General features: G+C 69.9%; 8 protein-coding genes. 4 read left to right on the forward strand and 4 right to left on the reverse strand.

From position 1 onward, the window contains the following. Position 1: 1 nt before the first annotated feature. The 3 genes from AB8M46_RS33425 to AB8M46_RS33435 all read right to left on the reverse strand — a co-directional run bounded on the left by AB8M46_RS33425 (position 2) and on the right by AB8M46_RS33435 (position 6,519). Entirely contained in the window at positions 2-625 is a 624-nt protein-coding gene (locus tag AB8M46_RS33425; RefSeq protein WP_037342901.1) for a TetR/AcrR family transcriptional regulator, read from the reverse strand. A gap of 56 nt (positions 626-681) precedes the next feature. Continuing rightward, positions 682-5,556 (reverse strand): RHS repeat-associated core domain-containing protein, encoded by a 4,875-nt coding sequence (locus AB8M46_RS33430; protein ID WP_394362797.1) that lies wholly within the window; start codon positions 5,554-5,556, stop codon positions 682-684. Positions 5,557-5,724: 168 nt separating this feature from the next. After that, the gene (locus tag AB8M46_RS33435) at positions 5,725-6,519 is read right to left on the reverse strand and encodes a helix-turn-helix domain-containing protein (RefSeq protein WP_369797433.1); all 795 of its coding nucleotides are present in this window, start codon (positions 6,517-6,519) and stop codon (positions 5,725-5,727) included. On the opposite strand from AB8M46_RS33435, the gene AB8M46_RS33440 reads away from it, so the two are divergent. Then, positions 6,506-7,384 carry a VCBS repeat-containing protein gene (locus AB8M46_RS33440; protein WP_037342906.1) on the forward strand — a complete coding sequence of 293 codons (879 nt, stop codon included), beginning with the start codon at positions 6,506-6,508 and terminating at the stop codon, positions 7,382-7,384. The two genes, AB8M46_RS33435 and AB8M46_RS33440, sit on opposite strands and share 14 nt — an antisense overlap. A gap of 12 nt (positions 7,385-7,396) precedes the next feature. Here AB8M46_RS33440 and AB8M46_RS33445 read toward each other — a convergent pair whose 3' ends face one another. Next, positions 7,397-10,087, reverse strand: coding sequence for an ATP-binding protein (locus AB8M46_RS33445; protein WP_394362798.1), 2,691 nt, complete (start codon positions 10,085-10,087; stop codon positions 7,397-7,399). Between the two features lie 76 nt (positions 10,088-10,163). Between AB8M46_RS33445 and AB8M46_RS33450 the strand changes: the two genes are divergently transcribed. The 3 genes from AB8M46_RS33450 to AB8M46_RS33460 all read left to right on the forward strand — a co-directional run bounded on the left by AB8M46_RS33450 (position 10,164) and on the right by AB8M46_RS33460 (position 14,071). After that, positions 10,164-11,528, forward strand: coding sequence for an MFS transporter (locus tag AB8M46_RS33450; protein WP_394362799.1), 1,365 nt, complete (start codon positions 10,164-10,166; stop codon positions 11,526-11,528). Between the two features lie 25 nt (positions 11,529-11,553). Further along, positions 11,554-12,405: an SDR family oxidoreductase gene (locus tag AB8M46_RS33455; protein WP_394362800.1), complete on the forward strand. Its 852-nt coding sequence runs from the start codon at positions 11,554-11,556 to the stop codon at positions 12,403-12,405. Positions 12,406-12,817: 412 nt separating this feature from the next. Continuing rightward, positions 12,818-14,071: a DUF222 domain-containing protein gene (locus tag AB8M46_RS33460; protein ID WP_394362801.1), complete on the forward strand. Its 1,254-nt coding sequence runs from the start codon at positions 12,818-12,820 to the stop codon at positions 14,069-14,071. Positions 14,072-14,124: the final 53 nt, after the last annotated feature.

A 14,124-nucleotide genomic window follows, 5' to 3' on the forward strand; every position in this document is an offset into this window, starting at 1 on the left:
ATCACGAAGGCCGGTCGCCGTCGACGAGGTCGAACACGGCCCGCGCGTGCAACGCCAGCAAGCGGTGCAGGTCGACGTCGTCCCCGCCGATCTCCTTGGCGACGAAGAAACCATCGACGGCGGCCAGCGCGTAGAGGGCGACCAGGCGCACGGTGTCTTCGGTCAGCCAGGGCGCGGACGCGGCGAAGGCCGACTCCACCCGGCGAAGCGCGATCTCCCGGACCTCCAGGAACTTCCGTCGCGCCGTGGGCTCCTCCGGGCGTCGCGCGAGCGCCAGCATCAAGCCGAGGCGCAGGAAGTCCGGCGTGGCCAGAAGGGTCTTCCCGACCTGGGTCGCGACTTCGGTGAACGCCCCGAGAGTGAGACGCGTGCCGTCCGCCGGGAGCGTGAACGCGCCCAGCCAGCTGGTGAAACTGCGCTCGATGACCGCGGCGATGAGCTCGTCCTTGTCGCGGAAGTGCCAGTAGATCGAGCTGGCCGGCAGCCCGCAGCGCTCACTGACCTGCGCGATGCTGGTGCCGTCGTAGCCGCGTTCGCCAGCGATCTCGGCGGCCGCGTCCAGGATCCGGCGTCGCGACTCCTCGCCGTTCGCGCGGCGCTGTCGCGTCTTGCGGGCTTCCGTCATCCGAGCTCCCTCCACTTACTGGAGTGAATGCTACGGGACACGGGAAGGCGTGCCGGTCACAGCGGCGGGTCGAACTTGCCGCTGATCGTGTCCATCTTCGTGCCCACGGGCGGGAATTTCGTCAGGAAGTCGTCCTTCATCCGGAAATCGATGAACTTCTGCAGATCGGGTGTCAGGTTCTTGTATTCGGCGTTGAGCACGACGTGGTCCCGGATGCCGCGCTCTTCCGGGTTGACGGCGTCCTTCCATTTGACCTTGTCGCTGGCGGTGACCGAGTAGTCCACCTCCAGGCGCCCGGCCTCTTGCCGGAACTCCGCCGGTGTCTTGTCGATACCCAACGCGTTCAGCTTTCGCTGCAGCTCCGGATCCTTCATCCCGCCGACGGCTTCCTTGACCTGGCCGATCTTGATGTCGGCCTCCTTGAGCTTCCCCTCGAAGTTGCCCGACATCTGGGCGTTCGCCTTGCGGGACAGGGTGGTCATGTTGTCCGCGGTGCCGGAGCCGCCGAGCACCTGGTTCTGCAGGTGGCCCTTGATGAAGTAGCCGTTGGGGTGGTCGGGTTTGTAGCCGATCTTGTCGTTGGGGTCGGACGAGCGCAGCTTGTCGAGCTCGGCCCGCAGGCGCGGATCGTAGTTCGAGTGGCCCTTGCCGTTCAGGCCGTCGACGTCGGTGAGGTGGTTGCCCGCGGGGTCGGTTCCGCCCGGGTATTCGCCCTTTCCGGAGCCGTCGAGCGTTCCCTTGCCCTCCTTGCCGCCGCCCTCCATCACCGTGCGGCCGGAATCGCCGTGCGACTTGTTGGCGTCGCCGGTGATCGGGGGTTCGTGCCTGCCCGTCTTGGGCTTCTTGGCGAAACCGGCGCCGTTGCCCGCGTTGCCCGCCCCCGGGTTCTGGTTCGCCGCGGGCCGCTTGGCTTTCTTGCACGGGGCCGGGGCGTTGAAGGTGGAGTCGTCGTCGAGGTAGGCGTACGGGTCGTCGGCGTAGTTGGTCTGCTTGCCGGAGTTCCTGGTGAGACCGAGCGGGTCGGCCTCAAGGAACGGATCGTCGACGTAGGTCTCCGGATTCGGCCCGGGGGTCAGGCCGAGCGGGTCCGGCGAGATGTAGCGCGCGTTGACCGGGTCGTAGTAGCGGAAGAGGTTGAAGTACAGCCCGGTTTCCGCGTCGTGGAACTGGCCGGGGAACCGGAGCGGCGTCTCCGGGCGGGTGCCGGGGGCGACGAGGCCCCAGACGCTCGTCCGGACCAGGCTGACCCGGCCGTCCACCGGGCCGACCAGCTCCGTGGGGGTGCCGATCTCGTCGGTGATCACCGCGGCGACCTCGGTGCGGCCGTCGGGCAGGGTGCGCGCCTGCGCCACCACCCGGTTCCCGTACGGATGGCGGATCCAGGTCAGGGTCTCCACCGGGGCCCCGCCGAAGGTGTGCCGGGCTTCGACGAGATCGTTGCCGTCCCAAGTGAAATCGACCCGTTCGGCGACCGCGCCCGTGAAGTCCAGTCGCTCCTTGGCCACGCGCCGGTCCAGCGCGTCGTAGCGGTAGCGCCACCGGGCGCCGTCCGGCGTGTGCACGGTGACCAGGTGGTCGTGCGCGTCCCAGCCGAACACCCAGGTCAGCTCGGTCCCGTCCGGTGCGGGCAGGGTCCGCCGGATGAGCCTGCCCTGCCCGTCGTGGACGTAACGCGCCGCGCCCGGCCCGAGCGACGAGGTGAGCAGATTGCCGAGTACGTCGTAGGTGTAGTGCTCCGCAGCGCCGTGATGGTGCGCCGCGGTGATCCGGCCCGCGTAGTCGTACTCGTAGCGCACTCCGCCCGCCGGGTCCTCCCGCGCGGCGACGCTGCCGTCCGGCCGCCGGTGGTAGCGCTTGGTGCCGGCCGGGGTGTGCTGCGCGACGAGCCTGCCCGCCGGGTCGAATTCCTGCCGCAGCAACGGATTCACTCCGGCGGAGACGGCGACCGTGCGCCCGGCGGCGTCTTCGCGCAAGGTCAGTTCGGTGCCCGCGATCCGCAGCAGCTCCGCCCCGTCGTCGGTCTGTCCCCAATGGACGTCCATTCCGGACGGAGTGCGCATGGTCTTGGTGTCGGTGGAATAACCGACGGCGGTGTTCCCGGCCGTGCCCGCCTGGCGGACGACCCGGCCCGCCTCGTCGTGTTCCAGCTCGACGACACCGTCCGGGCCGGTGGCGCGCACGAGACGCCCCACCGGGTCGTAACGGTAGGTCTCGGTACCCGACGGGCTGATCCGCTCGATCGGGTTGCCGAGCAGGTCGTACCGCCACTCCACGGACTCACCGGCCGCGTTGACCCGCCGCACCCGCTGCCCGGCGGCGTCGTAATCGCACCGGGTGATCCGGCCCGCGAAATCCTGCTGGGTGAGCAGCCGTCCTTCGGCGTCGTAGGTGAAGTGCCACGTCTGCCCGGCGGGGTTGGTCACCGCCACGAGCCGCAGTTCGGTGTCGTAGCGCCAAGTGGTGCGCGCTCCGCCGGGGTCGATCGTGGCGGTGATCGTGCCCATCGGGCCGTTCTCGGTACGGGTCGTCCTGCCGAGTTCGTCGATGCGGGCGGTTTCCCGGCTCTCGCCGTCGAAAGCCCACTGGCGGCGGGTCCCGTTCGCGGCGACGACCTCCCGCAGGGAACCTTCCACCGTCCACGCGTACGTCGTCCGGCCGCCGGCCTCCTCGACCGCGCGCGGCCGCCCGAAGAGATCGACCTCGAGCCGGGGCACCTCGTCACCCGGGGCGGGATCGTCGACGTAGGAGTCCTCGAGGTGCTGGTCCTCGGTGACGCCGAGCGGGTCGGTGTACGGATCCGGCACGTTCGGGGCCGTGTACCGCCGCCGGAACACCCGGCCGCCGTCGGTCACCTCGATCGCGAGCTCGGTGTGGGTCCATTCCGTGAGCACCACGCGCGAGCCGTCGGCGCGGAGCACCGAGCGGAGCCGCCCGGCCGCGTCGTGCTCGAACTGCGTCCGCCTGCCGAGCTGGTCGGTGCGGTTGAGCAGCACGTCGCGCGGACCGTACTCGCTCCGGATCACGCCGCCGAGCCGGTCGGTCAGCCCCGCGGTGTTCCCGTCCTCGTCGAACTCGTACACCGTGCGAAGGCCGAAGGAGTCGGTGACGGTGGTGATCCGCTCGCCGTAGCCGAGCGAGGTGTCGAGGTAGCCCTGATCCCCGACGCCCCGGACACAGCGGCCGTGCTCGTCGTAGACGTAGCGGTACCAGGCGCCGCTGTGGTCGGTCCAGCCGGTGATCCGGCCCTCGGCGTCGTGGCTGTAACGGGCCGGATGGGGCGAGGAATTCGTGCGGACACTGAGATGTCCGCGCGTGTCGTAGTCGTAGCGGGCGACGGGGACTTCGGTGGCTTCGCCCAGCGCGCGGATGGCGCGGATCCGGCCGTCGGAGACGTCGAAGGCGATCCACGCGCCGCCGAAGTGCCTGAGCCTGGCGGGAGCGCCGTCGTCGTCGTGCTCCAGCTCGACGTAGGCGTGCTCCTCGGTCCGGATCTCCTTGAGCAGGAACAGACCCGGGTCGCCTTCGGCCGGCACGAACCGGCGTTCGGTGCCGCGTCCCGGATCCGTCAGGAAGTACTCGGCACCCTCGCCGCGCAGCCGGCGCGGCGGGCCGTGCACGGCGGTGGCCTCCGTTCCCGGCGCGGGCACCGGGAACCGCAGGATCATCGCGTCGGCGGAGTAATAGGTGACCGTCCCGTTCGCGACGGTCAGCCGCTCGTCCACCAGCGTCGCCCACGACGGGCCGAACCAGCGACCGCCCCGGTAGGACGAGACGTGGTTGCGGACCACGAGCTGGCCCAGCGGTCCCGGCACGACCAGATCGCTTTCGGTGACCAGCACGTCCCCGCTCTGGACGTCGATCGGGTCACCGCTGCCTTCCTTGCAGCCCGGTTCGTTGGTCTCGGTCCGATCCCGTTTGCCTCCACCGCCTTTCGCGCCGGAGGTGGTGGTCGAGCCGTCGCCGTGCGAACCGTCGAGGCCGCGCGAGTTGTCCGGCGGGTCGTTCTTCGGCGGCGGATCGTTCTTGGGTGGCGGGTCGTTCTTCGGCGGGTCGTTCTTCGGGGAGGAGTGGTCGCCCGACGGCGTGGTGGAGTCGTCGCCGCCCTTGTCCTTGTCCTTGGGCGGTCCTTTGGGCTTCGTGTCCAGGTCCTTCGGCTTGCCCGAGGGAGTGACCTTGCCGCCCTTGAGGTTCTTCAACGCCTTCGCCGCGTCGTCGAACAGGTCCCCGGCCTTCTTCAGCAGCGGGACCAGCGCCTTGAGCGCCTTCACCAGTTTGGTCGTCAGGTCGGTGATCTTCGCCGCCGTCTTCGCCACGGCCGCCACCACCTGCGGCACCACCCAGGTCAGCCCGATGCCGAGGGTGAACACCACCTGCAGCGCCCACGAGATCAGATGCCCGATCAGCTCGGCGATGATGTCGCGCACCAGGGTCCGCACCGCGGCGACGACCTCGCCCGCGGTCTTCACCCCGGACGACGCGCCTTCGGATCCCTTTTGCGCGGATTGGATGACGGTGGCGGTGTCGGTCGCTTGTTTGCGGTAGGCGTCGGCCGCCTCGCCCTTCCACGACTCGATGTCCTTCTTGACCAGGACGGTCAGCTCCTCGCTGACCTCGCCCAGTTCCTTGGCCACGTTCGCCCACGTCTGCGCTTGCGCCTGGACCTCGTCGGCGTTGCCCGCCAACGCGTCCAGCGCGTCCTTGAGCGGGCCGACGTGCTCCATCAGCCACGACACCCCGGCCGCCAGGATCGCGCCGAACGGGTCCAGCGCCATCGACAGCGCGTCCAGCGCGGTCCCGACCGCGCCCATCGCGACGCCCGCCCAGTCCCCGGATTCGATCGCCGTCTTCAGCCCGTCCGCGGTCTCCAGCAACGAGACGCCGGTGAACCACTTCGTCGAATCCTGAGTGGGCGCGATCAACGGATTGGACACGCGACTTGCCTCGCTTCAAGGTGATCGGGACGCCGGGGTGACAACCTTGTCATTCAATCATCCCGAGCACGGCCGGATCCGGCGCCCTGTGCCGGGATCGCCGGTGGGACGGGGTAAGTCTGCCCGAATGGGCAAGCGGCCCGAACGTTCGAAAACCGCGTTGTGCGCTCAAAGGGACATTGGCGACATGGTGTCGGCCTTGCGCACCAGCGCCGCGCCGAGCGTGCGGGCGGTGCGGGCGACGGTTTCGGACAGCGCGGCGAGTGGCTGCCGCGGCGCGAGTACGGCCGCGATCGAACCGACCGCGCGACCGGTCGGCAACCTGATGGCCGCTTCGATGGCGACGAGTTCGTGTTCCGCCTGCCAGACGGGGCAGAACCGGCCGATGCGCTGCGGCACGGTCGATCCAGGGCGGAAAAGGAGGTGATCCTCCGGCCGGGCGAGGCTGGCGGCGGCGATCAGGAAGTGCCCGTCGCAGGGCACGGCGAGCACCGAACTGGCTCGCGTCGTCGCGGTCAGGCGCCGGAGCTCGCCGCGGGCCAGTTCCAGCAGACGTGGATAGGGTTGCCACGATTGGCCGAGCCGGAATGCCTGCGCGCCGACGCGATAGCGGTTTTCGCTGCGCTGGACAACCTCCAGCGCGGTCAATTGCTCGAGTAATCGATGTGCCGTCGCTTTCGGTATCGAGCACGAATTCGCCAGCTGGGTCAATCCCGCTTCACCTTGATGTCGTACCAAGGCATCCAATAGGGTGAAAGCGCCTTCGAGGACGCTTCTCGGTCTTCTCTTGGTCTCCATTGAAATCCCCTCGCGCGGTCCACTGGACGGAAACCTTGCTGACAAGGCCAACACGTCGGTGTCAGGGTGGAACGGTCCCGGTGCGTATCTTCGGTCAAAAAACGCGAACTGGGAAGAGTGCATCCACCGAACGGAAAGAGGTTCGAGCAAAATGCGAAGATCCATTCGGCTGGGGACGGCGCTGGCCGGTCTGCTCGCCGGTCTGCTCGTGGCACCCGCGGCGGGCGCGGACGAGGGCGACGTCCGGATCGCCGCCTCGCCACCGTCGCAGAAGACCGCGGCGGACTTCGACGGCGACGGGTTCGCCGACAAGGCGGTTTGGCGCCCTGGCAACGGTGTCTGGTATGTGATCCGCAGCAGCGACGGCAGCGTGGTGACGCAGCAGTGGGGCGTCTCGGGTGACGTGCCGGTCGCCGCCGACTACGACGGTGACCACCGGGCCGACTTCGCCGTATGGCGGCCGGGCAACGGTATTTGGTACATCATCCAGAGCAGCAACGGCGTGGTGGTGACCCAGCAGTGGGGCGTGGCGGGCGACGTTCCGTTGACCGGCGATTTCAATGCCGACGGCCGCTCCGATTTCGCCGTGTGGCGGCCGAGTAATGGGACCTGGTACGTGCTGGGTATCGCCACCGTGCAATGGGGTGTCGCCGGTGACGTTCCGGTCGCGGACGATTTCGACGCGGACGGCCGAACCGACTTCACCGTTTGGCGGCCGAGCGACGGCGTCTGGTACGTACGGGGAATCGCGACCCAGCAATGGGGCACCGTGGGCGACATTCCGGTGGCCGGCGATTTCAACGCCGACGGCCGGGCCGATTTCGCCGTTTGGCGGCCGGGTAACGGCGTCTGGTACGTGCTCGGTATCGCCACCCAGCAATGGGGTGTGGCGGGCGACGTGCCCCTGGGCGGCGATTTCGGCGGCGACCCGCGGGCGGACTTCGTGGTGTGGCGCCCGTCGAACGGGACCTGGTACGGCCTGAACCTGTTCACCACCCAATGGGGGACAGCGGGCGACATCCCGGTCTGAGCGGTGTGAAAGTCAAGAAGCGGCCTCCGCGTCGAGGAGGTCGGGCATACCCCTCAGCTGCCTGCGCGAGGTGATGCCGAGCTTGCGGAAGATGTTGCGCAGGTGGGCGTCCACCGTGCGGGGGCTGAGGAACAGGCGCGTGGCCACCTCCTTCGAGGTCGCGCCCGCGGCGACCTGGCGCGCGATATGCGTCTCCTGCATGGTCAGGTGGTCGTAGGAATGTCCGGTGCGGCTGCGGGCGACCTCCCCGGTCGCCCGCAGTTCGTCGGCGGCCCGCCGGGTGAACGCCTCCAGCCCGATGTCCGACAGCCGTTCGTGCGCGGTGCGCAGGTGTTCGCGTGCCTCGCGTCGGCGGCCCTCGCGGCGCAGCCACTCGCCGTACCGCAGGCGCGCCCGCGCGAGATGTACCGAGACCGGGCTGTTTTCCAGCTGCCCCAACGCTTCCAGGTGATCGGCCTCCGCGTCGCTGACCAACGCCCGCGCGGCCGCCGCGATCCCGAGGGCGAACGCGGTTCCGGCGGGTTCCGTGCGTTCGGTCAAGGAGTCCAGCGCCGACCGGGCGACGGCGTGCTCCCCGCACCGGACCGCGGCCTCCACGAGCTCGGGCAGCGCGATCCCGGCGAGGAAAAGATCACCGCTCGCCACGGCACGTGTCGCCGCGTCCAGCGCGGCCGGGTATTCGGCGAGACCGTTGTACAGCACGGCCGTCGCCCAGTGGGCGTTCGCGGTCAGCTGGCCGCTGCCCCGCGTCGTCGCCTCGGCGAACAGGTCGAGCACTTCCTCACGACGGCCGCGCAGGGCCGCCAGATGCACTCGCGGGTAGAGCTGCGGCGCGTCGCCGACGGCGTCCGCGATCGCCTCCTCTTCCGCGATCGCGTCCATCGCCCGGCCGAAGTTCCCGGTGAGCACCGCGTGCAGCGCCACCTGGGAGAGACCGAGCCGGATGGTCATCGGCGATCCGGTGTCGCGCCCGGTCCGCACGAGCCAGTCGACGATCGTCGCGTGCAGCTCGATGTCCCACAGCTCGCCCGCGAGCACGGTGGCCAAGGCCGGCGTCCTGGTCCAGCCGTCGTCGTCGCCGGCGAGAACCCGGCGAAGCGCGGGAACACCGGCATGGTGTCCCTCGGTGGTCAGCCGCACGAGCGCGTCGAGGAGGTCCGGCGGCCCCGGAGGCGCCGAGCGCGCCGCGTCGAGGACGCGGTCCAGCACTCCCGCGGCCCTGCCGACGACGAGCCCCATTTCCAGTGCCGCGACGAAGAACTCGCGCGATCGCCCCGGATCGACGGTGGCGAGCCGTTGCGCCGCCCGCAAAATGAGCTCCGGCCCCCGCACGGCCCCCTCCGCGCCTTGGACGAACGCGATCCGCCCCCGCAGCAGGTCGACGGACGCGTGCTGCGGCACGTCCAAGGTCTCCGTGTCGACGCTGGCCAGCAGATCCGCCGCCGCCTCCGTCCCGCCCGCTTCGAGCGTCGTCCGCGCGGCCGCGAGGGTGCGCTCGGTCTGCTTGGCGGAATCGAGCGAAAGCGCCGCCGCCCGTTCGAGGAACGCGGCGGCGGCCGCCACACCACCGCGCGCCTGCGCCCGCGACGCCGACAGCTCCAGCTCCGCCGCGACCTCCTCGTCCGGTCCGGTGGTGGCCTGCGCACGGTGCCAGGCCCGCCGGTCCCCGGCGGTTTCCGCGTCGGTGACCTCGGCCAGCGCGCGATGCGCGGTATGGCGCTGCTCCGGCTCGGCCGCGCGGTACGCGGCGGACCGCGCCAGCGGATGGCAGAAGCGCGCCCGTGTGTCGAACCGGATCAGCCCGGACGCCTCGGCGGCGGCGCTCGCGGTGGGCACGTCGATGTCCAGCCGCCCCGCGGCCGCCCACAGCAGACCGGGATCGCCGGTGGGATCGGCGCTCGCGAGGATCAACAGCCTCCGCGCGTCCACGGGCAGCTCCGCCATCCTGGCCAGGAAACTGCGTTCGATCCGGTTCGCGACCGGCGACGGCTCCGGCGGCGCGAAGCCACCCGCTTTCGGCAGTTCGATCAGGGCGAGCGGGTTGCCGCGTGCCTCGGCGAGCAGGCGGTCACGCACCCGCTCGTCCAGCGTCACGGTCTTCTCCGCGGCCAGCAAGGCGCGCGCGTGCGCGTCGGTCAGGCCGCCGACCGTCAGGCCGGGCAGCTCGTCCAGGCCGCGGACCGGATCCCGGTCGCGGGCGGCGAAGACCATCGCGATCGGCTCGGCCGCGATCCGCCTCGCCAGGAACGTCAGCGCCCTCGCCGACGCGGTGTCCAGCCAATGCGCGTCGTCGACCAGGCACAGCATCGGACGCGCCCCGGCGGCGGTCGACAGCAGTTCGAGCGCGGCGAGGCCGACCCGGAACGGGTCCGGCGCGCCGTCGGCCAGCCCGAAAGCGACGAGGAGGGACTCGCGGTACGGCGCCGACAGCGTGTCGAGATGCGCCAGCGCCGGAACGCACAGCTGATGCAATGCCGCGAACGGCAGTTCGCCCTCGAACTCCGACCCGGACGCGCGGATGAGCTGGAATTCCCCGGCGGCCGCCTGCTCGACGTGGTCGAGCAGCGCGCTCTTGCCGATCCCGGGTTCACCACGGAGGACGAGCACCCCGCCCTCACCCCGGCCGGCCGCGTGGACCAGGGCGAGGAGGCGATCGATCTCGTCGCGCCTGCCGACGAGCGGACGGGAGGACGTCGTGGGCATGGCCCGAACCCTAGCGAGATGAAGTAGGTGATTGTCGCCGACGCGAGCGGAGGCGGGTCCGCGCGATCGTTGCGGCATGACAGTACGAGAGACGAAACGGATCTCGCGCGGGATGGCGATGGCCGGTCTGGCGAGCGCCATGTTCCTGGTCATCCTCGATGCCGCGATGGTCAACCTGGCCGGATCCAGGATCCGGCAGGGCCTGGGGCTCAGCGCCGCCGAACTCACCGTGGTGGTGGACAGCTACCTGGTGACCTTCGCCGGTCTGCTGCTGCTCGGCGGCCGCCTCGCCGACGTGCTCGGGGCCAGGAAGGTGTTCCTGGCCGGAATGACGGGCTATCTCGCGGCGACCGCCTTCTGCGCGCTGGCCACCGGCGGCGGGATGCTGATCGCCGGGCGGATCGGGCAGGGGATCGGGGCCGCGGTCCTGATGCCCGCCGCGCTGTCGCTCGTGCTCGGCCTCTACCCGTCGCCCACGGAACGCACCCGGGCGATGGGGATCTGGGGCGCGGTCGCGGGGGCGGGCAGCCTCGCCGGCGTCTTCCTCGGCGGAACGCTCACCGAACTGCTCGGCTGGCAGGCGGTGTTCGTGACGCCGGTGCCGTTCGGTGTCCTCGGCGCGTTCGTCGTGTGGCGCGCGGTGGCGCCGGTGCCCGGCAGGCCGGGCCGGTTCGACGCGCTGGGCGCCGTCACGATCACCATCGGGATCTCCGGGCTCGCGCTGGGCATGGTCTCCGCCTCGGACGCCGGCTGGACCGCGCCCGGCACGGTCGCCGGGCTCGCCACGGGTCTCGTTTCGCTGGCGGCGTTCGTGGTCGTCGAGCGGCGTTCCGCGCGGCCACTGGTCCCGCTGGGGGTGTTCCGCCGGAAGCCGGTGGTCACCGCGAATCTGGTGATGGTGCTGATCGGCGGCACCCTGACGAGCCTGTTCTTCTTCCTGCCCCAGTACCAGCAGGACGTGCTCGGGATGAGCCCGCTGGCGACCGGGATGACCCAGCTTCCGCTCGCCGTCATGATCATCGTCGGCAGTGTCCTGGCGCCGATACTGGCGAAACGCGTCGGGCCCGGCCGCGCGCTGCCGACAGCTCTCACCGTCCTGCTCGCCGGTTTCCTGTGGCTGGCCTGGGATCCGACGACCAGTGGCTTCTCGATCAGCCTGCTGGGCGCGTTCCTGCTGATCGGCACCGGACTCGGGCTGGGCGCCGTCAACGCCACCGCGATGGCGGTCCGCGACAGCGCGGACGGCGAAGCGGGTCTGCTCAGCGGACTGGTCAACGCCGCGCAGCAGCTGGGCGGCGCGGTCGGCCTCGCCGCGCTCGCCGGAATCGCCATCGGTGCCGCCGGAACCCACGGCGACATCTCGTTCACGACCGCTTTCCTCGGCGAGGCAGCCTTCGTCGTCATCGCCCTCGCGGTGTCGCTCGCCTCCGCCAAACGTTGATCGCGACCAGAAAGGACACTCCACAATGGACACCGTGTTGGTGACCGGCGCGACCGGAACCGTCGGATCCGCCTTGATCCCCGCCCTTCGAGCTCGCGGAGTCGCCGTCCGCGCCATGACCCGGGACCCGGGCCGCTCCGTTCCCGGCGCCGAAACCGTCGTCGCCGATCTGGGTGATCCGGAATCCGTCGCCGCGGCACTGAAAGGCGTCGACGCGGCCTTCCTCAACAGCCCGTCCGCGGCCGACGCCGCCGCGCACCAGATCCGGTTCGCCGACCTGGCCCGGGACGCCGGCGTCAACCGGCTCGTGCTGCTCTCGCAGTACGCGGCGAACGCCGGCTCGCCGGTACGATTCCTGCGCTGGCACGCCGAAGTCGAGGAATACGTCCGAAACCTCGGGATCGAGCACACCGTGCTGCGCCCCAACCTGTACCTGCAGGCGCTGCTCGCCTTCTCCCGCACCATCGCGCAGGGCTTCATCGCCGCACCCATCGGCGACGCCGCCGTCAGCGCGATCGACACCAGGGACATCGCGGACTCCGCCGCGGTCGTGCTCACCGATCCGGGCCACGCGGGAAGGACGTACACGCTGACCGGCCCGCGCGCCGTGACTCACACCGAGATCGCCCACGCGCTTTCCGCGGTTCTGGGACGGAGCGTCGTCTTCCACGACACGTCCGCCGACCAGTTCGCCGCCGCGCTGAGCGGTCTGCTTCCGCCGTGGCAGCTCGACGGCCTCATCGAGGACTACGCCCACTACGCCCGAGGCGAAGCCGCCGAAGTGCACACGTCCGTCGCCGACCTGACCGGACACCCCGCGCGTGACGTGATCGATTTCGCCCGCGACCACGCCGCCGCCTTCGAGGCCGCCCGATGATCTACCACTGCATCCGGTTCACGCTCAAGCCCGGAGTGTCCGACGAAGAAAAACACGCGTCGTCGGTCCCGATTTCGGCGGTGAATTCGACTACGGCGCCGTGACTGTGCTCGAAGACATCGAGGGGTACGAGCGGTACATGAATCACCCGGCGCATCTCGCGGATGTGCCGGATGTGGCGGAGTTGGTTGCGGGGCTTGGGGGTACACCGGTAGTGCGGCGCCTGGGAGTTGCCGATTCATCATTTAGTCGACTAACTGCGTGGATCTCTTCGCATTTAGTCGACTAAATGCGAGTCGCTCAGGGTGATGCGGCGTTGGCGACTGTTTCACCCTTCAGTGTTGTCGGTACGAGTTGGCTTGTTGCTAAAATTACGAACACGTGTTCGAGGAAATTGCGGTATCATGGAGTTGTGTCCGAGACCTTCCTTCCCGAGTTGCCGCAGGAGCTGTGGCGCGCCGGCAAGCTGGAGCTTGCTCATGGTGTGCAGCAGTCTTTGCAGGTGATCCGGATCGCGACCGTTTGTCTGGGGCGGTTCCTGGCGGAGATCGAGTCTCGGGGCGCCAAAGACTTGTACGGGCACGGGAGCACGGCGAGCTGGCTCGCCGAGATCGCGGGGTTGTCACGGGGTGAGGCGGGTGCGGTGGTGAAGCGCGCCATCGCGCTGAACCCCACCCGGGCCCTGGATGGCACGGAGGTTCCGCCGGTCGCGCCCGCGACCGCCGCGGTCGCCGCCCAGGGGCTGGTCGGGGACGAGCGGATCGATCAGATCCTGGAGATCTTGAAAAACCTCCCGGCCGACATTTCGGCCGAGGACCGGGCCGGTGCGGAGCAGATCCTCGCAAACCTCGCCCCGACCGCCGGACCCCGCCAACTCGCCAAGGCCGAGGCGAACCTGCAGGGCTTACTGAACCCCGACGGCAACGAACCCAAAGACCCCGAACCCAAGGAACCACGCCGCGAGATCACCCTGGAACGCCGCAAAGACGGCTTCTGGAAACTCACCGGTCTTCTCGATGACGACACCGGGGCCCGGACCGCGGCCGCGTTGGAGGCGCATGCCCAGCCGCGGCCGGTGGACGAGTTCGGGCAAGCGGATCTGCGGATGAAGTGCGAGCGCCTGGGAGACGCCTGGGCCGAACTCCTCGACCTGGCCATCGCCTGCCCCGACCAACCGGGGACCAGCGGCTACCGGACGTTGGTGCACGTCACCGTCGGACTCGAGGAACTGAAGTCCGGTCTCGGGACCGCCTGTCTCGACTTCGTCGGAACGATGACCGCCCGCGAAGCCCGACTGGCCGCTTGCGATTGCCTGATGGTGCCGGTGGTTATGGGTGCCTCGGGTGAGCCGCTGGATATGGGGCGGCTGAGACGGTTCGTCACCCCAGGGCAGCGACGGGCGTTGAACATCCGCGACGGTGGTTGCGCATTCCCCGGCTGCCACCGGAAACCCAAGAACTGCCACGCCCACCACATTCACCACTGGACAGACGGCGGCCCGACGGATCTTCGGAATCTCGTGTTGCTCTGCGGGTTCCATCATCGGTTGATTCACCACGGCGATTGGGAAGTCCGCATGGCGGCCGATGGGCTACCGGACTTCATCCCACCCCAATACCGGGACCCGCTCCGACAACCTCGGCGCAACACCCTGCACCACCGCTGAACCCGAGGAGCCCGTCGGCCACCCAGGCGACGGGCCCCTCGGCATGCCCGCAG

Origin of the sequence: Amycolatopsis sp. SB7-3 (assembly GCF_041021335.1) — a bacterium.
GTDB lineage: Bacteria > Actinomycetota > Actinomycetes > Mycobacteriales > Pseudonocardiaceae > Amycolatopsis > Amycolatopsis japonica.

Coding starts and splice junctions, on each gene's coding strand:
- AB8M46_RS33435 (WP_369797433.1), bottom strand. CDS start 6,519: ATGGATCTTCGCATTTTGCTCGAACCTCTTTCCGTTCGGTGGATGCAC.
- AB8M46_RS33450 (WP_394362799.1), top strand. CDS start 10,164: ATGACAGTACGAGAGACGAAACGGATCTCGCGCGGGATGGCGATGGCC.
- AB8M46_RS33445 (WP_394362798.1), bottom strand. CDS start 10,087: ATGCCCACGACGTCCTCCCGTCCGCTCGTCGGCAGGCGCGACGAGATC.
- AB8M46_RS33440 (WP_037342906.1), top strand. CDS start 6,506: ATGCGAAGATCCATTCGGCTGGGGACGGCGCTGGCCGGTCTGCTCGCC.
- AB8M46_RS33455 (WP_394362800.1), top strand. CDS start 11,554: ATGGACACCGTGTTGGTGACCGGCGCGACCGGAACCGTCGGATCCGCC.
- AB8M46_RS33425 (WP_037342901.1), bottom strand. CDS start 625: ATGACGGAAGCCCGCAAGACGCGACAGCGCCGCGCGAACGGCGAGGAG.